This is a genomic window from Cedecea sp. P7760, from assembly GCF_013386425.1.
GTDB lineage: Bacteria > Pseudomonadota > Gammaproteobacteria > Enterobacterales > Enterobacteriaceae > Cedecea > Cedecea selenatireducens.
Window position 1 is genome coordinate 1 of sequence record NZ_JACARU010000088.1, and the last position, 21,009, is coordinate 21,009.

Genomic DNA, 21,009 nt, shown 5'->3' on the forward strand with positions numbered 1-21,009 from the left:
CCGGACGACCGGCGAAATAAATCGACCGCTGAGGCGCGTTCCCGACGGCCGGACCCTGGCCTCGCTTCTTATTTTTACCCTCACCCTAACCCTCTCCCTGGAAGGGAGAGGGAATAAATAATGTACCCCATCGTCTGTTTTCCCCCTCTCCCTCTGGGAGAGGGCTGGGGTGAGGGAATATTTGTTCCCGGCGATCATCGCGGCGGGTTCACCGTGCTCCGAGCGTGCAGGGGAAACAAATGTACAGGGGAATGGAATAACTGCGGAGCGAAAGATATCTCCTGGAGAATTTGAAAGGAAAATGTGTATAAGTGATAGCCTCAACGCCCCCAGCCCACTTGCCGTCAGTATCCCGTCGGGCGTATCATCACGCCAATTGATTGGAGAAATAATGACTATCAAAGAAAATGATTTCCGCAAAATCGATCTTAATTTGCTGATCGCTTTTGCGGTGCTGTTCCGCGAGCAAAGCGTGTCGCTGGCTGCCGACAAGCTGCACCTCGGGCAGCCCGCAGTGAGCGGCGCGCTGGCAAGGCTGCGTGATATGTTCGACGACCCGCTGTTTATCCGCAGCGGCCACCGCATGCAGCCCACCGCCCGCGCAAGCGAACTGCACACCGAGCTGATGCCCCTGCTGGAGCAGCTGCAAAGTGCCCTTTTCCAGCAGGCGGAATTCTGCCCGGCCAGCGCCAAAGCCACCGTCACCATCGGCATGACCGACTGGGTCGAAATGTGGCTGATGCCAAAACTCATTCCCGCGCTGAAACAGGATGCGCCGGGCATGCGCATTAACGTCGTGGCAAGCGATCCGTTTACCGATGCTCAAAGGCTGGAAGGCGGCGAGCTGGATATGGCGATAAGCGTGGCGAATCAAAGCGCCCGCTGGCTGGAGCGCGAGGTGCTGACCAGCATGGGTTTTGTGACGCTCTGGCAACCGCAGCAAGTAGAGGCCAGCGCTTCGCTGTCGCTGGAAGAGTACGTAGCCCATCAGCACGTGCTGGTCAGCTATCGCGAAGCCAACAGCAGCCAGATAGACACTCTGCTGGCGAAGCTCGGGCAGACGCGCCACGTCAGCTACACTACGCCGCATTTTGCCGCGCTGCCGGGCCTGCTGATGCAAATGCCCGCGCTGGCAACGGTGCCTGCGGGGCTGTCAGAGAGCTGGCAGAAAACCTGGGGGCTGACTGCCAGCCCGGTTCCCGTTGAAATACCGCCGTTTGAGGTCGCTCTGCTCTGGCATCAGCGCCATAACAGCGACGCCGCGCTGATGTGGCTGCGCGGGTTTATTCAGCGGCTGGTGAATGTCGCCTGACAGAGGGCAAGGTGAAGAGCCCTCCTGTGGTTACAACTTAGCGCTTGAGGCTGCCGCCGTTGGTGGCAATAACCTCTTTGTACCAGTGGAAGCTTTTCTTTCTTGAACGCGCCAGCGAGCCATTTCCCTGGTCATCACGGTCCACATAGATAAACCCGTAGCGCTTCGACAGCTCGGCCTTCGAGGCGCTGACCAGGTCGATAGGCCCCCAACTGGTGTAACCCAGCATTTCTACACCGTCCTCAATTGCCTCGCCCACCTGCACCAGATGGTCGTTCAGATAGCTGATGCGATAGTCATCGTTGATCGTACCGTCGGCTTCGGGTTTGTCTTTCGCCCCCAGGCCGTTTTCAACGATAAACAGCGGCTTCTGATAGCGATCCCACAGCGTGTTGAGCAAAATGCGTAGCCCTACCGGATCAATCTGCCAGCCCCACTCGGAGCTTGCCAGATGCGGGTTCGGCACCATGCTGAGAATGTTGCCTCGCGCCTTTGCGTTAAGCTCTTCATCCGCCGTGACGCAGCCGGTCATGTAGTAGCTAAACGAGATAAAATCGACGGTATTTTTCAGGATCTCACGATCGTTCTCGCTGATTTCAAGCTGAATGCCGTTATCACGGAAATAGCGCAGCATATAGCCCGGATAGCTGCCCCGGCACTGAACGTCGCCGAAGAATAACCAGCTACGGTTTTCCTGCAGCGTTTCCAGCACGTCGTCTGGCTTGCAGGTGAGCGGGTACATCAGGCCACCCAGCAGCATATTGCCAATTTTTGCGTCAGGAATGATTTCATGGCAGGCCTTAACCGCCAGGCTGCTGGCAACCAGCTGGTGATGAATAGCCTGGTAAACTGCGCCTTTCTCCGGCTCGCCTTCAAGCCCAACGCCGGTCAGCGGCGCGTGCAGCGACATGTTGATCTCATTGAACGTCAGCCACAGCTTTACCTTGTGCTGATAGCGGCTGAAAACGCAGCGCGCATAGCGTTCGAAGCAGTCAATAACTTTGCGATTGCCCCAGCCGCCGTATTGCTTAACCAGGCCCCACGGCATTTCGTAGTGGGACAAGGTCACCATCGGCTGAATGCCATGCTGCGCCAGCTCATCAAACAGCTTGTCGTAAAACGCCAGCCCGGCCTCGTTCGGCTCAAGCTCGTCGCCCTGCGGGAAGATACGCGTCCAGGCGATAGAAATTCGCAGGCAGCTGAACCCCATTTCGGCAAACAGCGCAACATCCTGCGGGTAACGATGGTAGAAATCGATGGCGATGTCTTTGATCCCGTTATCCCCCGGCACGCGCTCTTTCTGCGCGCCAAAAACCCCCTGCTGCATGACGTCCGAGGTAGAAATGCCCTTCCCGTCCTCCTGCCACGCGCCTTCGACCTGATTGGCGGCAATAGCGCCGCCCCACAGAAATGTCTTCGGAAATGCTGTCATATCATTCTCCTTTGCTTAACGTTCTACCGTCAGGAACGGCATACCTGAATTGAGGGTGGACTGCTGCGCCACGCGCGTCACACCCTGGTAATCATCGCTATTGCTGACGATTATCGGCGTGGCGAGATCGTACCCGGCGGCAAGGATCGCCTCGCGGTCGAATTCAATCAGCAGATCGCCGGGTTTAATTTTGTCCCCCGGCTGGACGTGTGCGGTGAAGTGCTGTCCATCCAGCTTCACCGTGTCGATACCAACGTGGATTAAAACTTCGATACCGCTGTCGCTCAGCAGGCCAATGGCGTGGCGAGTCTGGAACAGCGAGGCAACCTCACCGTAAAACGGCGCGCGGACTTCATTGTTCAGCGGAATGATGGCCGCGCCCTTGCCTAACAATCCCCCGGCAAAAGTGGCGTCAGGGACCTGGTCCATCTCCAGCACGGTGCCGCTCATCGGGGCCAGAATGCTGTCATCTCCGGCTATGGCCGTTGGTAATGAAGCGGACTGCACGCTGCGCGGCAGGCCAAAGGCCCAGGTCAACCCGCAGGCCAGCACCAGCGACAGTACGGTACCGATAATCGCGCCCCAGACGGTGCTGTCCATGCCGCCAGGAGGCAGCATTTGCGCCAGGCTGAAAATGCTCGCCAGCCCGAAGGAGTAGAGGTTGCTCTGGCTAAAGCCGACGATAGCCCCGCCGATGCCCCCCGCAATACAGCCAAAAATGAAGGGGCGGCGATTGGGCAACGTCACGCCATATACAGCGGGTTCTGTTATGCCAAAGAGCCCGGCGGTGACCGCCGAGCCGGACAGCACTTTAAGTTTGGCGTCTCGCGTGGAGAGGAAGACCCCGAGCGTGGCCCCCACCTGCCCCATCACCGCCGGAAGCAGGAGCGGCATCAGCGTGTCGTGACCCAGCACGCTGAGGTTGTTGATCATGATGGGCACCAGCCCCCAGTGCAGGCCGAAGATCACGCAGATCTGCCAGATAGCCCCCATCACGGTTCCCGCCAGCCACGGTGCAAAGGCGTAAATAGCCTGATAGCCGTGTGCCAGCATCTGGCTAAGCCAGGTTGCCGCCGGGCCAATCACCAGAAACGTAAGCGGAACCACGACGCCCAGGCAGACCAGAGGGGTGAAAAAATTCTTCATCGCCGCCGGGAATACCTTATTGCAGCGCTTTTCGAGCCAGCAGCTGGCCCAGGCGGCAAAGATAATCGGGATGACAGACGAGCTGTAGTTGATAAAGGTCACCGGAATACCAAGAAAACGTTCCGGCTGGGATGCGGCTTCAAAAGCCTGAGTAATCAGAGGGTGCGTTAAAGCCCCGCCGATGGCCATGGTCAGGAACGGGCTGCCGCCAAATTTTTTCCCGGCCGTGTAGCCCAGAACCAACGGGAAGAAATAAAACAGCGAATCACTGGCCGCAAACCAGATTTTATAGGTGGCTGATTCGGTATTCAGCCAGCCACAAACGACGCTAAGCGACAGCATCCCCTTGAGAATACCGGAGGCGGCCATAACGCCAAGGAAAGGTGTAAAAATAGCCGAAACAATGTCGATCAGCCGGTTCAACGGATTGTTTTTTTCCCCTTTGCTTTCCTGTGGCGAGGCGTCTTCATTGATGCCCGCAGCCAGACACACTGCCGAATAAACATCGTGCACGTGGTTGCCAATCACCACCTGAAATTGCCCACCGCTCTCCACTACCATGATAACGCCGGGATTATTCTTTAGCCCGGCGTCCGCGAGGGCGTTGTCTTTCAGCTTAAAGCGCAGCCTGGTCGCACAGTGCACCAGGCTAACGATGTTCGCCTTCCCGCCGACATGCTTCAGAATGTCCTGCGCCAGCCCTTGATAGTCCATAACCGCTTTCCTTTTACGTCACGCCCGCAGGCGAAATGTGCTGAGTAAGGTTAAAAAAAAACCTGAGCCGGCCGCCCCGCAGGGAAGCTAATGCTCAGGTTTTGCCTGCCGAAGCAGTAACAATCCGTCTTGTTGTTTAAGCCTTTTGGCTCTCTTTACGTACTCGCTCGATATGAATGGCGAGGAACATTATTTCTTCGTTGGTCAGCTCACGCTGATAGCTTTTGGCCAGGTGGCGCTGAAGTTTTTCCGCACAGCGCCACGCCAGCGGATAGTTCTCTTTCACCGCCACGTGCAGCGTTTCGTCGTCATCCGCGACGGTGGTACGATTTAGCATTCTTTGGGCAAAAAACTTCAAATGCGTCACGAAACGCTGGTAGCTCAGGCTCTCTTCCTGGTACTCAATTTGCAGCTGGTACTTCACGATATGCAGAATTTCCTGCATCACGCGAGTAACGTCCATGACCTCCGGCATCTCTCCTGCAAGCTGGGCGGTCACCAGGTGCAGCGCAATAAACCCTGCCTCATCTTCCGCCAGCCGCACGCCAAGGCGCTGGTCGATAATGCCAAGCGCCTCAACGCCCAGGGAAAACTCCCTGGGATAAAGGCGCTTGATCTCCCAGAGCAGCACGTTGCGAATGGCCATGCCCTTTTTCTGACGCTCAATCGCAAAGTGGCAGTGGTCGGTGAGCGAAATGTAGAGACTTTCCTGCAGCTTGCCGAGCCGCTCACGCGCCAGTTGAATAATCCTGTCGCAGGCGGTCATCACCTCCAGCGGGATCTGGTTCAACAGTTCACTTAACCGCGCCACCAGCTCATCGCTTTGCAGGGCAAAAACCTTTTCTATCTTGCTGCGGTCGAGGCTATCGCCCGGCTGCTTTTGAAACCCCAGCCCCTTTCCCATTACCACCTGCTCGCGCTGGTGTTCGTCGAGGATAACCACTACGTTGTTGTTCAGTATCTTGGCAATTTCCATGGTTACCCCAGAAACAAAAAAACCTGACCTCTGGCAGAGCCAGATAATCAGGTTTTGCCTGCTAAGCGCAGTAACAATCCAACTTCCGCACTCTATCACGGAGAATATATCGCTCAAGCGCGCAGGGCGAAAAGCGTGATAACGATCGCGGCACCGGGTTGCTATTTGGCTTCAGCCTCCACGGAAAACAGCTTGCGGTACTGTTCGTCAAACTGCGGGGCGTTCCACTCTCCGTCAAAAACGGTCCAGGTGATGTACCCGCGGTTCAGCCAGCCGGTATCGGTGTCAGTGTCCACCGGCGTCAGCACTTTTTCACTCATGATTTGCTGAGCTTTGCCGTCCGGGAGCAGCTTGTAATAGTGCTGCGGCACCGGGTTACGCTCGTTCTCAACAAATTTCACGCCCTTAACGGCCTTCTTTTCCAGCGGCGGATAGTTGATGCTTAAACCTGACCCCGCGGGCAGAACCGGCTTGCCCGGCTGCCAGGTTTTTGCCAGCGTATCCACCAGGCCGGAGACGTAATCGACGGAATCCGGCCAGTACTTATGGGTACTTGGCCAACCAGCCTTCATCTCCTGCTCGCTGAGAATATAGCCAATGCTGGCGGCAATAGACGGGTAGCCGTAACGAACAGCACGAGCGGCAGCACCAATAGTGCCCGAATTAAGCTGCGCGACGCCGGTGTTTGGCCCATCATTAACGCCGGAGATAACCAGATCAGGAGGCGTCTCTTTCATCACGCCCAGCACGCCAAAATCAAGGGAGTCTGCCGGCGTACCCGGGAAGCAGTAGCGCTTATCAGCGACCTTTTTGACGTCGAAAATTTTATTCGGCTTGAAGGTAATGGCCGAGCCAATACCGCTTTGATTAGTGGCGGGGGCAACCATCCAGACGTCATACCCTTTCGCCGCCAGTTTCTCCTGCAATGAGGTGGTCCCCACCGACTGGCAGCCATCGTCATTGACTAACAGAATACGCATGGGGCGCTCGGCGGCAAAGGCAGAGCCCGCCATTAACGTAAGCACCAGTCCGGCGATAATATTCTTTTTCATATTTACTCCTTATTTATAACGTTATCAAAGTAGATTAAACCGATATTCAATGCGCACACTTCCCCCAACGCCTTTCGCACGACGGAAAGTACTATTATCACTGGCGAGAGAAGGCGCTCCGGCAGAGGTTAATTTCCAGCTATAGCTCGGGCCGAACCCGGCAAATACATTCAAGCCTTTAATCTGCGGGCTATTCCAGAGAAAATAGCCGCCATACTCCCACTCTTTTAAACTCACGCCTTTATATTCCATTCCAAAGCCGTAATTACCGTACACGCCGACTAATAGCTCAGGCAGGAGCTGATACTGGCTGTATAAATACAGCATCTGCTCCCCGTCATTGATATAGTCATTACCTTCACCGTCGGCTTTGCTATTAAAGGCACCTCGCGTATTTTTACCAAAATGCCAATAGAAGTGGCCTAAACCATTATCCAGACTGGCCTGGGTATGCGACCAGCCGAACCCGGATTCAGAACGCCCGTACTGATAGCCGACAAGTGCAAACAGGTGTTGTGCGCTGCGGCTAAACCCACGGGCACCCTCCCATTCGCTAAGGCCGCGGGCGTAATAGTAGGTGCTCCTTGCCAGCAGGTTGAAGTCATCCGTCAGCGGCACGAGAGCGTTGGCCTCAAGCCCGTGACGCAGAAGATAGCTATCACTCTCGGCGGCGATATAGCTGATTTTACTGCCCTTAGCGGGTACCCAGCTCAGCTCTCCGGTGGCGATATAGTCTATTTGCTTGTTGGATTTCAGGGTTCTAAAACGGCGCTTTTCCGGCTCATCTCGTTCCGAAAAACGGTTAACGACGGCGGCCTTTGCGCCAAAGGCATCCCAGGCTAGTTCAGAGCTAACGCCTTCCCAGGTACTCGGCGCGGCGCGGCTGCGGGTCACATTTAGCGCGGCAAATTTATAGAGCTGCCGCCAGCCTGCCCACAGCGACAGGTGGCGTTGTGGATCGCCCCAGCGCGCTTTGGCGTACAGTTGCCCGAGCTTATTGAAGCCCTGTGCTTTACCGTTTTTATCCCGCAGTAAATCCCTGCCGTAGAACGCGTCGTTAGCATAGAGTTTAGCCACCCCATACCACGAAGCATCGACCCCAACATGATCCCACAGCCAGCCGCTTTGCCAGTCCAGGTGCAGCGCCTGAGCCCAGGCAATCTGGTCCCCGATGCCCCGATCTGCCATCGCATCTGACGTGTTAAGCATCCAGACATTTTTTAACGTAGCGTCAAGATGGCTGTCCGTGAGCAGCCCGCCGTCATAGTGGGAATAATCCGCTAAAGCATCTGGAATTCCTCCCAAACTCAGCAGCAGCATCATGCCGCCTGTTATTTTTGTGTGTGAGCACATGGTAAACGTCCCTTGTTTTAATAAAAAAAAGTTAAAAAAAAACCTAAGTTTCGCCCCCGACTACCGGAGAAAAAACTTAGGTTTTGCCTGTTAGACAGTAACAATCCTTTATTTATTTTACGCCGTCATACTGTCATCTCACTGAAATAAGCTCCAGCATTAAAAAGAAGAAAGATGGAAATTTGTGAAGCCGATTCAGAATTGAATGTAAGAAAGGAAGTTATACAACAAAAAAAGCCCATTAATTAAAGCATCAATTAACGGGTTCTATAGGAAAATTTATTTCAACGCACCAATCACGTGGGCGATATCTCCAGACGTTTTTAGCGTACGAATAACCGTAAACAGCTCCGTTGCCTCTACGTATTCTTTACGTAAATAGCCAAGCCACTGCTTAATACGCGCCACGTGGTACATGCCTGTGTCGCCCTGTTTTTCGAGGCGGCTGTATTTTTGCAAAAGCGTAACGACGTCGGCCCACGGCATACGTGCTTCGTTATATTTAATCACGCGGCTCAGGTTCGGTACATTTAACGCCCCGCGGCCGATCATCACAGAGTCACACCCCGTCGCCGCAAGGCAGTCCTGCGCGCTCTGCCAGTCCCAGATTTCACCGTTAGCGATGACCGGAATCGACAGCCGCTGGCGAATTTCGCCGATAGCACCCCAGTTGATAAGCTCGGCTTTATAGCCATCTTCTTTGGTGCGTCCGTGAACCACCAGCTCCGTCGCCCCCGCCTGCTCCACCGCATCGGCAATTTCAAACTGCCGCGCGCCGCTGTCCCAGCCAAGGCGAATTTTTACCGTGACCGGTAAATGCGCGGGAACGGCCTCACGCATGGCTTTCGCCCCACGATAAATAAGTTCAGGATCTTTCAGCAGAGTAGCGCCCCCGCCGCTGCCGTTGACCAGCTTAGACGGGCAACCGCAGTTCAGGTCAACGCCCCAGGAACCCAGCTCGACCGCGCGAGCGGCGTTCTCAGCCAGCCACTGTGGGTACTGCCCTAACAGCTGAACGCGGACCAACGTTCCAGACGGCGTGCGGCTGGCGTGGTTAAGTTCAGGGCAAAGTTTGAGAAAGGATTTAGCCGGTAAAAGCTGATCGACCACGCGAAGGAATTCGGTGATACAGAGATCGTAGTCGTTAACCTCGGTAAGAAGTTCGCGAACTAAAGAGTCGAGAACGCCTTCCATCGGGGCAAGAAGAACACGCATGACGCATCCGATAATATTTGTGTTGTTGTCCCCTCACCCCGGCCCTCTCCCCAAAGAGGAGAAGGGGGAAAACATAGCCCCTCGCCCCGAAGGGGAACACAGGACGTCTTTAATCCCCTCTCCCTTTTAGGGAGAGGGTTAGGGTGAGGGTATAAAAAACTTACTGCGCCGAGGCTGGCTTACGCGGTGGACGACGACGACGGGCGTTTTCACCTGCCGGCTTCGCTGCACCTTCGCCCTGCGGTTTACCGCTGCGACGCGGGCCGTTGTTACGATCGCCGGAGGCATTAGCGCTACCGCCGTTGCCGCTGCGACGTTGGCCCTGACCCTGGCTTTGACCACCGCGACCGCCCTGGCCACCACGACCGCCGCCGCCGCCACGCTGCTGGCGACCGTTCACGATAGGCTCGGCTGGAATCGACGGATCAACCGCGTATCCCTCCAGCGCCATACGTGGGATCTCACGCTTCAGTAGACGCTCAATATCGCGCAACAGCTTATGCTCATCGACACAAACCAGAGACAGCGCTTCGCCCGTGGCCGCTGCACGACCGGTACGGCCAATACGGTGCACGTAGTCTTCCGGGACGTTCGGCAGCTCGTAGTTAACGACGTGCGGCAGCTCTTCGATATCCAGACCGCGAGCCGCGATATCGGTCGCAACCAGCACGCGAATGCCGCCGCTTTTGAAGTCGGCCAGCGCGCGAGTACGGGCACCCTGACTCTTGTTACCGTGGATTGCCGCCGCGGTAATGCCGTCTTTTTGCAGCTGCTCAGCAAGGTGGTTAGCGCCATGCTTGGTGCGGGTAAACACCAGCACCTGCTGCCAGTCGCCTTCGCCAATCATCTGCGACAGCAGTTCCCGCTTGCGCTTTTTATCCACAAAGTGAACGTGCTGAGTGACCTGCTCAGAAGCCGTGTTGCGGCGAGCCACTTCCACTTCTTCCGGGTTATGCAGCAGCTTTTCAGCCAGGCCTTTAATGTCGTCGGAGAAGGTTGCCGAGAACAGCAGGTTCTGGCGACGCGCAGGCAGCTTAGCCAGCACGCGGCGGATATCATGGATAAAGCCCATGTCCAGCATGCGGTCGGCTTCATCCAGTACGAGGATCTCGATCTGGTCGAGTTTCACGGCGTTCTGATGCTCAAGATCCAGCAGACGACCCGGGGTCGCTACCAGCACATCCACGCCACCGCGCAGCTTCATCATCTGCGGGTTAATGCTCACGCCGCCGAAGACAACCAGCGAGCGGATATTCAAATATTTGCTGTAGTCGCGGACGTTCTCACCAATCTGCGCCGCCAGTTCGCGGGTAGGGGTGAGGATCAGCGCACGCACCGGGCGACGGCCCTTCAGGTGAGGCGCGCTGTCGGTCAGACGCTGTAACAGCGGCAGGGTAAAACCTGCGGTCTTGCCGGTACCGGTTTGGGCACTGGCCATCAGGTCACGGCCTGCTAACACTACCGGAATTGCCTGACGCTGGATTGGGGTAGGCTCACGATAGCCCTGCTCTTCCACCGCACGCAAAATATCGGCATTCAGGCCGAGAGAATCAAAAGACATAGGAACTCCAGAACCGCCCTGACCGCAATGTGCGGTGTAGTTTCCAGGGGGAACATCACGCGCCAGCGCTAAGCTGGCGAAGAGAGGAGGCGCAAACCACGGCGCCGTTCGCGAGCAGTGTAGCAGTTTTTGTGATCTTCCGCATAAATTCTCACTTTCGGCGCAGTCAACAGAATAAAGCCTTGTGCTGGACAGGCTCGATAACTTTGCTTACGCTTAATCAATCGATTGATTAACTTTTAAGAGGTCGGTATGACACCTTCGCCGACGCCCGTCACCAGCCGCGGAGAGCAGGCTAAAAATACGCTAATTACCGCCGCGATAGCGCAATTTGCCGAATACGGCATGCATGCTACTACGCGCGATATCGCCGCTCAGGCCGGGCAAAATATAGCCGCCATTACCTATTACTTTGGCTCCAAAGAAGCGCTGTATATGGCCTCCGCTCAGTGTATTGCCGACTTCATCAGCGGTAATTTTCACGAGCACGTTGCCGCCGCAGAAGCACTGCTGAGCCAGACCGAGCCGGACCAGCAGAAAATACGCCATCTTATTCATACCGCGCTCGGGCAGATGATCGCCCTGCTGACCGCGGACGACACGCTTAATCTGAGCAAATTTATCTCCCGCGAACAGCTTTCCCCCACCGCTGCCTATCAGCTTATTCACCAGCAGGTTATCGACCCCATGCACTCCCTGCTGACCACGCTGGTTGCGCACTACACCGGGCGGGATCCTTTTGATACCGACACGATTTTGCATACCCATACGCTGCTCGGCCAGGTGCTGGCCTTCCGGCTTGGGCGAGAAACGATTCTGTTACGCACCGGCTGGCCGCAGTTTGACCAGGCAAAGGTGCAGCAAATAAGCCGCGTGGTGCTGAGCCACGTTGATTTCATCCTGCAGGGATTATCCGTAAACAGAGGACACGTTAGTGATGAACAGTAAGAAGCCGGTGATTGCCGTCATTGTCATTTTAGTGCTCGTGGCCGCGGCCTTTGGTGGCTGGAAATGGTATCAAAGCCAGCAGAACAGTGAGCTAACGCTTTACGGCAACGTGGATATTCGCACCGTTAACCTGAGCTTCCGCGTTGGCGGTCGTCTTGCAGCGCTTGAGGTTGACGAGGGCGATGCCATCAAGGCCGGTGAGCCATTGGGGTTGATTGACAAAGCGCCTTATGAAAACGCCCTGCGTCAGGCAGAGGCAAACGTGGCGGCGGCGCAGGCCAAATACGATTTGATCATTGCCGGCTATCGCGATGAAGAAATTGCTCAGGCGGCCGCTCAGGTTAATCAGGCCCAGGCCGCCTATGATTATGCGCAGAACTTTTACCAGCGCCAGCAGGGGCTTTGGGCGACAAAAACCATCTCGGCGAATGACTTAGCCAACGCCCGCTCCTCAAGCGACCAGGCAAAAGCCACGCTGAAAGCGGCCCAGGACAAACTCAGCCAATACCGCAGCGGCAACCGCCCGCAGGAAATTGCTCAGGCTCAGGCCAGCCTGCAGCAGGCCAAAGCGCAGCTGGCACAGTCTCAGCTCGACCTGCAGGACACCACCCTGCTCGCTCCTTCTGACGGCACGCTGTTAACCCGCGCCGTTGAGCCCGGCAGCATGCTTAACGCAGGCAGTACGGTACTCACGCTTTCACTTACCCGCCCGGTGTGGATCCGCGCCTATATCGACGAAACCAATCTTGGGCAGGCCAAACCCGGCAGCGAACTGCTGATTTACACCGATGGCCGCCCGGACAAGCCTTACCACGGCAAGGTAGGTTTTGTGTCACCGACTGCGGAGTTCACCCCAAAAACGGTTGAAACACCGGATCTGCGCACGGATTTAGTCTATCGCTTACGTATTATCGTCACCGATGCAGATGACGCGCTGCGCCAGGGCATGCCGGTCACGGTGAAATTCAACGGCGGAACACAGCATGAGCAGCAATGACGCGGTAATTCGCCTGCAGGGGCTGGTAAAACGCTTCCCCGATCTGGAAAAACCGGCGGTCGCCAGCCTTGATTGCGAAATTCACGCGGGAGCGGTGACCGGGCTGGTTGGCCCCGACGGCGCGGGGAAAACCACGCTGATGAGGATGCTTGCCGGTTTGCTGCAACCTGGCGAAGGAACGGCCTCGGTTATCGGCCTCGACCCGATTAAAGACGATCGCGCCCTGCGTGCTGAACTGGGCTATATGCCGCAAAAGTTTGGCCTGTACGAAGATTTAACGGTGATGGAAAACCTCACGCTTTATGCCGACCTGCGAGGCGTGACCGGGGAGCAGCGTAAGAACACGTTTGCCCGACTGCTGGAGTTTACATCCCTGGGGCCATTTACCGGGCGCCTGGCGGGCAAGCTCTCCGGTGGGATGAAGCAAAAACTTGGCCTCGCCTGCACCCTGGTCGGCCAGCCTAAAGTGCTGCTGCTGGATGAGCCCGGCGTGGGCGTTGACCCTATCTCAAGACGCGAACTATGGCAGATGGTGCACGAGCTGGCGGGTGAAGGCATGCTGATCCTCTGGAGCACGTCATATCTGGACGAAGCCGAGCAGTGCCGGGAAATTTTGCTGATGAACGAAGGTGAGCTGCTTTATCACGGCGCGCCGAAAGCGCTGACGCAGAAGATGGCCGGGCGCTCGCTGCTGGTCAGCCATGAGCACGAAAACAACCGCCAGCTTCTTCAGCGGGCCCTGAAGCTGCCGCAGGTCAGCGACGGTGTGATTCAGGGACGCTCGGTACGGCTTATCCTTGCTAAGGATTCCAACATCAGCGAACTGGCTAACGCGTTGAATGTCTCTGAGTCCAGCCTGAAAGAAACCGACCCGCGCTTTGAAGACGCCTTTATTGATTTACTGGGCGGGGCCACTACTAACGAATCCCCGCTCGGCGATATTCTTCATACCGTTGAAGGCGAGTCCGGCGAGACGGTAATTCAGGCCGAAGAGCTGACCAAAAAATTTGGCGACTTTGCGGCAACCGACCACGTTAACTTTGCCGTTAAGCGCGGTGAAATCTTCGGGCTGCTCGGCCCCAACGGCGCGGGGAAGTCCACCACCTTCAAGATGATGTGCGGTTTGTTAGTCCCCACTTCGGGTAAGGCGCTGGTGCTGGATATGGACCTGAAAACCAGCTCAGGCAAGGCGCGCCAGCATCTTGGCTATATGGCTCAGAAATTCTCGCTTTACGGCAACCTGACGGTAGCGCAGAACCTGCGTTTCTTCTCCGGGGTTTATGGCCTGCGTGGACGTGCCCAACAGGACAAAATTAACCGCATGAGCGAGGCGTTTGCGCTGCAGCCTATCGCCAATAGCACTACGGACTCGCTTCCACTGGGCTTTAAGCAGCGGCTGGCGCTCGCCTGTTCGCTGATGCACGAACCGGACATTCTGTTTCTTGACGAACCGACTTCCGGCGTCGACCCGATCACCCGACGCGAATTCTGGCTGCATATCAACAGCATGGTGGAGAAAGGCGTCACGGTGATGGTGACCACTCACTTTATGGATGAGGCCGAATACTGCGACCGTATAGGCCTGGTGTACCGGGGCAAGCTGATTGCCAGCGGCACGCCGGACGACCTGAAGCAGCAGGTGGCGGATGACGAAACGCCGGACCCGACCATGGAGCAGGCGTTTATCGGGCTGATTCACGAATGGGATAAGGAACATAGCGATGAGCGAACATAGCCAGAGGGTATCGTGGCGCCGCGTCCGTGCCCTGTGCGTGAAAGAAACGCGGCAAATTGTGCGCGACCCCAGCAGTTGGTTAATCGCCGTGGTTATCCCTTTGCTGCTGCTGTTTATCTTCGGCTATGGCATCAACCTCGACTCCAGCCGCCTTCACGTCGGCGTTCTGATCGAGCAGCAGAGTGAAGACGCTCTGGATTTCACCCATGCCATCAGCGCCTCGCCGTTTATTCAGCCCACCATCAGCGATAACCGCGAACAGCTTATTCAGCAGATGCAGGCCGGGAAAATTCGCGGCATGGTCACTATTCCCACCGACTTTGCACAAAATATGGCGCGGCCCGGCGCCACGGCCCCGATTCAGGTCATTACCGACGGCAGTGAACCGAACACGGCTAACTTTGTTCAGGGCTATATGCAGGGGATCTGGCAGCTTTGGCAACAGCAGCGGGCGGAAGATCGCGGCGAACATTTTGAGCCGCTAATCGACGTGCAGCTTCGCTACTGGTTTAACCCCGCCGCCATCAGCCAGCACTTTATTATTCCCGGTGCGGTGACCATCATTATGACAGTTATCGGCGCGATACTGACCTCACTGGTCGTGGCCCGGGAATGGGAGCGCGGCACCATGGAGGCGCTGCTTTCAACCCAGGTGACGCGCACCGAACTGCTGCTCTGCAAGCTGGTGCCTTACTACGTGCTGGGCATGCTGGCGATGCTGCTTTGTATGCTGGTGACGGTGTTTATCCTCGGCGTGCCCTGGCGCGGCTCGCTGATTCTGCTGTTCCTGATAACCAGCCTCTTTTTACTCAGCACGCTGGGCATGGGCTTGCTGATTTCCACCATTACCCGCAACCAGTTCAATGCCGCGCAGGTCGCGCTTAACGCCGCCTTTTTGCCGTCCATCATGCTGTCAGGCTTTATTTTCCAGATAGACAGCATGCCGGCCATTATCCGGGCAGTAACCTATGTTATTCCGGCGCGCTACTTCGTCAGCACCCTACAAAGCCTGTTTTTGGCCGGCAATATCACCTCGGTGCTTATCGTCAACACGCTGTTTTTAATTGCCTCGGCGGTGATGTTTATCGGCCTGACGGCGCTGAAAACTAAACGTCGGCTCGATTAAGGGAGAAAGCATGTTTTATCGTTTATGGACGCTAATTCGCAAAGAGTTGCAGTCGCTGCTGCGCGAGCCGCAAACCCGCGCCATCCTTATTTTGCCGGTGCTGCTACAGGTGCTTTTGTTTCCGTTTGCCGCCACCCTTGAGGTGACTAACGCCACCATCGCCATTTATAACGAGGATAACGGCAGCCATTCGATTGAGCTGACCCAGCGCTTTGCTCGCGCCAGCGCCTTCAGCAACGTGCTGCTGCTAAAAAGCCCGCAGGAAATACAGCCGACCATCGACAACCAGAAAGCGTTACTGCTGATTCGCTTCCCGGCTAATTTCTCGCGCGACATCGCCAGCCAGCAGCCGGCGAAGCTGCAAATTCTGCTCGACGGGCGCAACTCAAACAGCGCCCAGATTGCCGCCAACTATCTCCAGCAAATCGTTAATAACTACCAGCAAGAGCTGATGACGGGCATGCCGAAGCCAAACAATAGCGAGCTGACGATCCGCAACTGGTATAACCCAAACCTGGATTACAAATGGTTCGTGGTGCCGTCGCTGATAGCGATGATAACCACTATCGGGGTGATGATCGTGACATCGCTTTCCGTCGCCCGTGAACGTGAGCAAGGCACGCTCGACCAGCTGCTGGTTTCTCCTCTGGCGACCTGGCAAATCTTTATCGGCAAGGCGGTTCCGGCACAGATTGTGGCACTGGTTCAGGCCAGTATCGTTCTGGCGGTAGGGATTTGGGGGTATCACATCCCCTTCTCCGGCTCGCTGCTGCTGTTTTACTTCACGATGATTATCTACGGGCTGTCGCTGGTGGGATTCGGGCTGCTGATTTCCGCCCTCTGCTCCACCCAGCAGCAGGCGTTTATCGGCGTGTTTGTCTTTATGATGCCGGCGATCCTGCTTTCCGGCTATGTCTCGCCGGTAGAAAATATGCCGGTGTGGCTGCAGGATTTAACGTGGATAAACCCGATTCGCCATTTCACCGACATCACGAAGCAGATTTACCTGAAGGATGCGAACTTTGGGATTGTCTGGCAGAGTTTATGGCCGCTGCTGGTGATTGCGGCCACGACAGGATCAGCGGCGTACTGGATGTTTAGGCGCAAGATTGCCTGATTTGTCTTTCGCGAGCAGAGAGTAAATAGCCGGTCCCGCGAGCATCGCCAGGCCGGCCAGCCCCAGAAGAAGGTGGCTCTGCACCACGCGTGACAGTAGCCACAGGGCAATCATCGCATTGCCGAAATACCAGGTGGTGGTCAGCTCTTCGAGGAAGTCACCGATGTCGCGCAGCAGGCCGGTATGAAAACGCTGGAAGATAAACATCATGACCACGGTGGCGACATAAAGCAGGCACAGCCCTACTCCCACGGGGATCAGGGTTGCCGTTTTCCAGCCAACGAGCAGGACAGCGACCACCGCAAGATGCAGCATAATCTGCCAGCAACCCAGTCCGGTTCTCACTCTTACACGTTGTTGCCACTTCATGTTTTATCTCCTGGAGTATTTCTTCCTGTTAATCAGAGTACGCAAGTGTACGGAAATTTCCTCAATACGCCCCCTTTTTGTGACAGGTATTGCAATATATTTCCGTTCTGGCAGGCAAAAGTGCTGGAAAGAAAAGCAAAACTGCGGGGGTAAAACCCTCTCCCGAAGGAGAGGATATGGGTATATTAGCGGCGGTTACCGAAGATACGCAGCAGCATCAGGAACAGGTTAATAAAGTCCAGATACAGCGTTAAGGCGCCAAGAATGGAGTACTTACGCAGCATTTGCGCGTCGCGGGTATCAATCTGCTCGCCGATATTTTTCAGTTTCTGCGTGTCGTAAGCGGTTAAGCCCACAAACACCACCACGCCGATATAGGTAATAGCCCACATCAGCACATCGCTTTTCAGCCAGAAGTTAACCAAAGAGGCGAGAACGATGCCGATCAGCGCCATAAACAGCATGTTGCCGAAGCCGCTCAGATCACGCTTAGTGGTGTAGCCATAGAGGCTCATGGCGCCAAACATCCCGCCGGCAACCACGAACGTGCTGGCGATAGACGAGTAGGTGTATACCAGGAAAATACTCGCCATGGTCAACCCGGTCAGCGCCGAGTAAAGCATAAACAGCGACGTCGCGACGCCAGCGCTAAGCTTATGCACCATGCCTGAGAGCACAAAAACCAGCCCCAACTGGACGATAATCAGGCCAAAGAAGGTAATTTTACTGGAGAAGACAAACTGCATTACCGCCGGAGTATTGGCTGCATACCAGGCAATAAAGGCGGTCAAAAGCAGACCGCAGGTCATCCAGCCGTAGACCTGCGCCATAAAGGTCTGGAGGCCAGTGTTGGCACGCTGCACGATAGTCTCATTGGGACGCGGGAATCGGTCCATGATGCTTCCTCTGTGTTGTGAATTTAGCTTTTGACGCGAGCTGTTTGGCTCACCCGCTTTAAGATTAACACATCCCACAGGCCGCGCAGCCTACCAGCGTTTAGCCGCCTGTTTGTCGCTGTCTCTCGCCTCAACCCAGCGGTCGCCTTCCTCAGTCGCCTCACGCTTCCAGAACGGCGCGCGGGTTTTCAGGTAATCCATAATGAACTGGGCGGCTTCAAACGCCGAACTACGGTGCGCGCCCGTCACGCCGACAAAAACAATTTCGTCCCCCGGCCACAGTTCGCCGATGCGATGAATCACCGTCACGCGCTGGAGCGGCCAGCGGCTTCTGGCATCGTCAACGATTTCGGCCAGCGCTTTTTCGGTCATCCCCGGGTAGTGTTCGAGCGTCAGAGCGCTAACGCTATCTCCCAGATTATGATTGCGGACCTTGCCGGTGAAGGTTACGACCGCGCCGTCCTCATCACACTGAGAAAGCCACTGGTACTCTTCGCCGACGTTAAAATTCTCGCGGCCAACAATAATACGCGTGCTGTCCACTTAGCCCCCTGTCACAGGTGGGAAGAAAGCGACTTCGTCACCTTTAGCAAGCGGATGGTCGAAGCTCACCAGCGTTTGGTTTACCGCCGCCAGCAGCTTGCCGGATTCCAGCGCCAGCGCCCAGCGATCGCCTCTGGTGGCTAACGCTGCACGTAGCTGCTCTACATCCCGGTAGGTTTCATCCAGCGTCAGGCTGTCGCAGTCGACCAGCTCGCGCACCTGGGCAAAAAACAAAACATTAAGCATTGTGTTCCACCCTGAAGTCACCGGATTTTCCACCGCTTTTTTCCAGCAAACGCACCGGGCCGATAACCATGTCTTTTTGCACCGCTTTGCACATGTCGTAGATGGTCAGCGCCGCGACGGACGCCGCCGTCAGAGCTTCCATCTCAACGCCGGTTTTACCGCTCAGACGGCACAGCGACTCAATACGTACGCGGTGGTGTTCAGTCTGGGCTTCCAGCTGCACTTCTACTTTGCTCAACAGCAGCGGATGGCACAGCGGGATCAGTTCCCAGGTACGCTTCGCGGCCTGAATACCCGCGATGCGCGCCGTGGCAAACACGTCACCTTTGTGGTGGCTGCCGTCAACGATCATTGCCAGCGTTTCCGGCTTCATGGTAACAAATGCTTCTGCGCGAGCTTCGCGCGCCGTTTCAGCTTTGGCGGACACGTCCACCATATGCGCTTCTCCGGCGGCGTTAATGTGGGTGAGTTGCGACATAACTTACTTCTTAAGATGTGGGTGGAAATTGCAAGGACGCTGGCGGGCATCCAGCTGTACCTGAATGATATTTTCCCAGGCGGTGCGGCAGGCTTTGGTTGAGCCCGGCATGGCGAAAATCAACGTTTTGTTTGCCATACCCGCCACGGCGCGAGACTGCAGCGTAGAGGTTCCAATCTCTTCAAAAGAGAGCATGCGGAACAGTTCCCCGAAACCTTCAACCTCGCGATCGAACAGCGGCAGCAGCGCCTCTGGAGTTTGATCTCCATCCGTAAATCCGGTTCCACCGTTAATCAGCACAACCTGAATTTGCTCATCGGCAATCCACTGCGAAACCACAGCGCGGATGGCATAACGGTTTTCTTTGACGATAGCTTTATCCACCACCAGGTGCCCCGCTTCCGTCGCGACTTCCCGCAGATAGTGACCTGATGTGTCGTCTTCTTCGCCGCGGCGGCTGGACACCGTCAAAATAGCAATTCGTGCCGGGATAAACTCTGCGCTTACCTGACTCATCGATATTCTCCTTTTGGGCAGACTTTAGCCGCCGATATACGACAAATTTTGGGTGATGCCGGTGTTACCGTCATGCAGGAAATGGGTTTGCTTTTTCTGCGCCAGCGCGGAAGCGATACGCCCTTCCAGCTCGCTCTGTTGGGCGTCATCCGCCAGCAGATCTCGTAGCGCAATCCCCTGTTCGCCAAAAAGGCAAAGGTGCAGGTTGCCGACCGAGGAGACGCGCAGCCGGTTACAGCTGGCACAGAAATCTTTCTCGTACGGCATGATGAGCCCGATTTCCCCTTCATAGTCGGGGTGACAGAAGACCTGAGCGGGGCCATCGCTGCGCTGACGAAGCTGGTGAACCCAGCCGCGTTCAAGCAGCTGCTCACGGATGGTTTTGCCGGAGATATGGTGTTTGCGGAAAAGCGTGCCGCCGTCGCCGGTTTCCATCAGCTCAATAAAGCGTAGCTGGATAGGGCGAGGTTTGATCCAGGCAAGGAAGGTTTCGAGCTGATTATGGTTTACGTCACGCATCAGCACGGTGTTCACCTTCACACGCTCAAAACCGGCGTTGAAAGCGGCATCAATCCCGTCCATCACCAGGCGGAATTTATCCTGGCCGGTGATGGCATGAAACTGGCGGGCATCGAGGCTGTCGACGCTAACGTTAAGGGCGGTCAGCCCGGCATCACGCCACGCGTTAACGTCCCGAGCCAGGCGATAGCCGTTGGTGGTCACGGCAAGCTGGCGAATAGAGGCGTTTTCACGCACCGCGGCGATGATGTCGGTAAAGTCCCGTCGCAGAGAGGGTTCACCGCCGGTCAGGCGTACTTTCTCCGTCCCCAAAGCCGCAAAAGCCCGGGTGACGCGGCGGATTTCATCGACGTTGAGAAAGCTTTTATTGGCCACACCGTGGGGCTTGTAGCCGTCGGGCAGGCAATAGCTGCAGCGGAAATTGCAGACGTCGGTTATTGATAAGCGCAAGTAATAGAACTTACGCGCAAAAGCATCGGTAAGCTGGGACACTGAGTACACCTTTCCAAATACGGGAGATGCAGTCATTTCTTCCTGCACCCTGGCAACCTCAGGGGCTGCGGCCAGGGCACCTTATCTTGTGACTTAGGTACCAGGGCTTGAGTGTGTGTTACTGCGATAGTAGCGCGACATCTTGCTTCGCGCTATATCAGTTTTCGTTATATAAATCTATACATAACGGAGTTATTGCTTAATTTCGCTACAGAGTACTTAAAAAGATAATTTTTACTTTGACGTGAATCATTATCCACGGAGCA

21 protein-coding genes and 1 riboswitch are annotated in these 21,009 nt (G+C 55.9%); of the genes, 6 read left to right on the plus strand and 15 right to left on the minus strand.

The window, feature by feature from the left end:
• Positions 1–402, minus strand: a 402-nt coding sequence (locus HX778_RS25060; RefSeq protein ID WP_218167256.1) for a hypothetical protein, incomplete at its 3' end; no start/stop codon positions are given.
• Here HX778_RS25060 and HX778_RS23450 point away from each other — a divergent pair.
• Entirely contained in the window at positions 392–1,312 is a 921-nt protein-coding gene (locus HX778_RS23450) for a LysR family transcriptional regulator (protein WP_176983205.1), read from the plus strand. The genes HX778_RS25060 and HX778_RS23450 overlap by 11 nt on opposite strands.
• Before the next feature lie 37 nt (positions 1,313–1,349).
• Here the strand turns inward: HX778_RS23450 and HX778_RS23455 are convergent, their stop codons facing one another.
• From HX778_RS23455 to rhlE, 7 genes are all read right to left on the minus strand, one after another.
• Positions 1,350–2,744: a glycoside hydrolase family 1 protein gene (locus tag HX778_RS23455; protein ID WP_176983206.1), complete on the minus strand. Its 1,395-nt coding sequence runs from the start codon at positions 2,742–2,744 to the stop codon at positions 1,350–1,352.
• Between the two features lie 15 nt (positions 2,745–2,759).
• Positions 2,760–4,604 (minus strand): PTS beta-glucoside transporter subunit IIABC, encoded by a 1,845-nt coding sequence (gene bglF / locus HX778_RS23460; RefSeq protein WP_038474410.1) that lies wholly within the window; start codon positions 4,602–4,604, stop codon positions 2,760–2,762.
• Positions 4,605–4,740: 136 nt separating this feature from the next.
• Positions 4,741–5,580, minus strand: a complete 840-nt coding sequence (gene bglG, locus HX778_RS23465) for a transcriptional antiterminator BglG (RefSeq protein ID WP_038474413.1) — start codon at positions 5,578–5,580, stop codon at positions 4,741–4,743.
• Between the two features lie 161 nt (positions 5,581–5,741).
• Positions 5,742–6,632 carry a 5'/3'-nucleotidase SurE gene (gene surE, locus HX778_RS23470; protein ID WP_176983207.1) on the minus strand — a complete coding sequence of 297 codons (891 nt, stop codon included), beginning with the start codon at positions 6,630–6,632 and terminating at the stop codon, positions 5,742–5,744.
• Positions 6,633–6,656: 24 nt separating this feature from the next.
• Positions 6,657–7,985, minus strand: coding sequence for an OprD family outer membrane porin (locus HX778_RS23475; protein WP_176983208.1), 1,329 nt, complete (start codon positions 7,983–7,985; stop codon positions 6,657–6,659).
• 279 nt (positions 7,986–8,264) lie between these two features.
• On the minus strand, positions 8,265–9,200 hold the full coding sequence (gene dusC, locus HX778_RS23480; protein ID WP_176983209.1) for a tRNA dihydrouridine(16) synthase DusC: 936 nt from the start codon (positions 9,198–9,200) through the stop codon (positions 8,265–8,267).
• A gap of 160 nt (positions 9,201–9,360) precedes the next feature.
• The gene (gene rhlE, locus HX778_RS23485) at positions 9,361–10,761 is read right to left on the minus strand and encodes an ATP-dependent RNA helicase RhlE (RefSeq protein ID WP_176983210.1); all 1,401 of its coding nucleotides are present in this window, start codon (positions 10,759–10,761) and stop codon (positions 9,361–9,363) included.
• A gap of 252 nt (positions 10,762–11,013) precedes the next feature.
• On the opposite strand from rhlE, the gene cecR reads away from it, so the two are divergent.
• Genes cecR through HX778_RS23510 form a run of 5 tightly spaced genes read left to right on the plus strand, consistent with a single transcriptional unit; the run spans position 11,014 to position 16,684 of the window.
• A complete protein-coding gene (cecR, locus tag HX778_RS23490) occupies positions 11,014–11,709 on the plus strand; it encodes a transcriptional regulator CecR (protein ID WP_176983211.1) in 696 nt (231 codons plus the stop codon).
• Entirely contained in the window at positions 11,699–12,706 is a 1,008-nt protein-coding gene (hlyD, locus tag HX778_RS23495; protein WP_176983234.1) for a secretion protein HlyD, read from the plus strand. The genes cecR and hlyD overlap by 11 nt, the downstream gene beginning before the upstream one ends.
• Complete coding sequence (locus HX778_RS23500) at positions 12,693–14,441, plus strand: ATP-binding cassette domain-containing protein (protein WP_176983212.1); 1,749 nt, start codon at positions 12,693–12,695, stop codon at positions 14,439–14,441. Before hlyD ends, HX778_RS23500 begins: the two co-directional genes overlap by 14 nt.
• Entirely contained in the window at positions 14,428–15,567 is a 1,140-nt protein-coding gene (locus HX778_RS23505) for an ABC transporter permease (protein ID WP_176983213.1), read from the plus strand. Before HX778_RS23500 ends, HX778_RS23505 begins: the two co-directional genes overlap by 14 nt.
• A 10-nt stretch (positions 15,568–15,577) precedes the next feature.
• Positions 15,578–16,684, plus strand: coding sequence for an ABC transporter permease (locus HX778_RS23510; RefSeq protein ID WP_038474437.1), 1,107 nt, complete (start codon positions 15,578–15,580; stop codon positions 16,682–16,684).
• On the opposite strand, the gene HX778_RS23515 is transcribed toward HX778_RS23510, so the two are convergent.
• The 7 genes from HX778_RS23515 to moaA all read right to left on the minus strand — a co-directional run bounded on the left by HX778_RS23515 (position 16,646) and on the right by moaA (position 20,779).
• Positions 16,646–17,053, minus strand: a complete 408-nt coding sequence (locus HX778_RS23515) for a YbhQ family protein (protein WP_038474441.1) — start codon at positions 17,051–17,053, stop codon at positions 16,646–16,648. The two genes, HX778_RS23510 and HX778_RS23515, sit on opposite strands and share 39 nt — an antisense overlap.
• 185 nt (positions 17,054–17,238) lie before the next feature.
• Complete coding sequence (locus tag HX778_RS23520; protein ID WP_176983214.1) at positions 17,239–17,949, minus strand: Bax inhibitor-1/YccA family protein; 711 nt, start codon at positions 17,947–17,949, stop codon at positions 17,239–17,241.
• Between the two features lie 90 nt (positions 17,950–18,039).
• Complete coding sequence (moaE, locus tag HX778_RS23525; RefSeq protein WP_176983215.1) at positions 18,040–18,492, minus strand: molybdopterin synthase catalytic subunit MoaE; 453 nt, start codon at positions 18,490–18,492, stop codon at positions 18,040–18,042.
• A complete protein-coding gene (gene moaD, locus HX778_RS23530) occupies positions 18,493–18,738 on the minus strand; it encodes a molybdopterin synthase sulfur carrier subunit (RefSeq protein WP_038474448.1) in 246 nt (81 codons plus the stop codon).
• Positions 18,731–19,216 (minus strand): cyclic pyranopterin monophosphate synthase MoaC, encoded by a 486-nt coding sequence (gene moaC, locus HX778_RS23535; protein ID WP_176983216.1) that lies wholly within the window; start codon positions 19,214–19,216, stop codon positions 18,731–18,733. Before moaC ends, moaD begins: the two co-directional genes overlap by 8 nt.
• A 3-nt stretch (positions 19,217–19,219) precedes the next feature.
• Positions 19,220–19,732 carry a molybdenum cofactor biosynthesis protein B gene (moaB, locus tag HX778_RS23540; protein WP_176983217.1) on the minus strand — a complete coding sequence of 171 codons (513 nt, stop codon included), beginning with the start codon at positions 19,730–19,732 and terminating at the stop codon, positions 19,220–19,222.
• 24 nt (positions 19,733–19,756) lie between these two features.
• On the minus strand, positions 19,757–20,779 hold the full coding sequence (moaA, locus tag HX778_RS23545; protein ID WP_176983218.1) for a GTP 3',8-cyclase MoaA: 1,023 nt from the start codon (positions 20,777–20,779) through the stop codon (positions 19,757–19,759).
• Positions 20,735–20,869, minus strand: a riboswitch (molybdenum cofactor riboswitch). Its footprint overlaps the gene before it by 45 nt.
• Between the last annotated feature and the right edge of the window lie 140 nt (positions 20,870–21,009).

What these genes read in the sequence shown, in the direction of transcription:
- HX778_RS23515 (WP_038474441.1), bottom strand. Translation starts at nt 17,053, where the DNA reads ATGAAGTGGCAACAACGTGTAAGAGTGAGAACCGGACTGGGTTGCTGG.
- cecR (WP_176983211.1), top strand. Translation starts at nt 11,014, where the DNA reads ATGACACCTTCGCCGACGCCCGTCACCAGCCGCGGAGAGCAGGCTAAA.
- bglF (WP_038474410.1), bottom strand. Translation starts at nt 4,604, where the DNA reads ATGGACTATCAAGGGCTGGCGCAGGACATTCTGAAGCATGTCGGCGGG.
- HX778_RS23505 (WP_176983213.1), top strand. Translation starts at nt 14,428, where the DNA reads ATGAGCGAACATAGCCAGAGGGTATCGTGGCGCCGCGTCCGTGCCCTG.
- HX778_RS23450 (WP_176983205.1), top strand. Translation starts at nt 392, where the DNA reads ATGACTATCAAAGAAAATGATTTCCGCAAAATCGATCTTAATTTGCTG.
- HX778_RS23475 (WP_176983208.1), bottom strand. Translation starts at nt 7,985, where the DNA reads ATGTGCTCACACACAAAAATAACAGGCGGCATGATGCTGCTGCTGAGT.
- HX778_RS23500 (WP_176983212.1), top strand. Translation starts at nt 12,693, where the DNA reads ATGAGCAGCAATGACGCGGTAATTCGCCTGCAGGGGCTGGTAAAACGC.
- moaC (WP_176983216.1), bottom strand. Translation starts at nt 19,216, where the DNA reads ATGTCGCAACTCACCCACATTAACGCCGCCGGAGAAGCGCATATGGTG.
- moaA (WP_176983218.1), bottom strand. Translation starts at nt 20,779, where the DNA reads ATGACTGCATCTCCCGTATTTGGAAAGGTGTACTCAGTGTCCCAGCTT.
- HX778_RS23520 (WP_176983214.1), bottom strand. Translation starts at nt 17,949, where the DNA reads ATGGACCGATTCCCGCGTCCCAATGAGACTATCGTGCAGCGTGCCAAC.
- HX778_RS23455 (WP_176983206.1), bottom strand. Translation starts at nt 2,744, where the DNA reads ATGACAGCATTTCCGAAGACATTTCTGTGGGGCGGCGCTATTGCCGCC.
- bglG (WP_038474413.1), bottom strand. Translation starts at nt 5,580, where the DNA reads ATGGAAATTGCCAAGATACTGAACAACAACGTAGTGGTTATCCTCGAC.
- hlyD (WP_176983234.1), top strand. Translation starts at nt 11,699, where the DNA reads ATGAACAGTAAGAAGCCGGTGATTGCCGTCATTGTCATTTTAGTGCTC.
- moaB (WP_176983217.1), bottom strand. Translation starts at nt 19,732, where the DNA reads ATGAGTCAGGTAAGCGCAGAGTTTATCCCGGCACGAATTGCTATTTTG.
- moaD (WP_038474448.1), bottom strand. Translation starts at nt 18,738, where the DNA reads ATGCTTAATGTTTTGTTTTTTGCCCAGGTGCGCGAGCTGGTCGACTGC.
- surE (WP_176983207.1), bottom strand. Translation starts at nt 6,632, where the DNA reads ATGAAAAAGAATATTATCGCCGGACTGGTGCTTACGTTAATGGCGGGC.
- dusC (WP_176983209.1), bottom strand. Translation starts at nt 9,200, where the DNA reads ATGCGTGTTCTTCTTGCCCCGATGGAAGGCGTTCTCGACTCTTTAGTT.
- HX778_RS23510 (WP_038474437.1), top strand. Translation starts at nt 15,578, where the DNA reads ATGTTTTATCGTTTATGGACGCTAATTCGCAAAGAGTTGCAGTCGCTG.
- rhlE (WP_176983210.1), bottom strand. Translation starts at nt 10,761, where the DNA reads ATGTCTTTTGATTCTCTCGGCCTGAATGCCGATATTTTGCGTGCGGTG.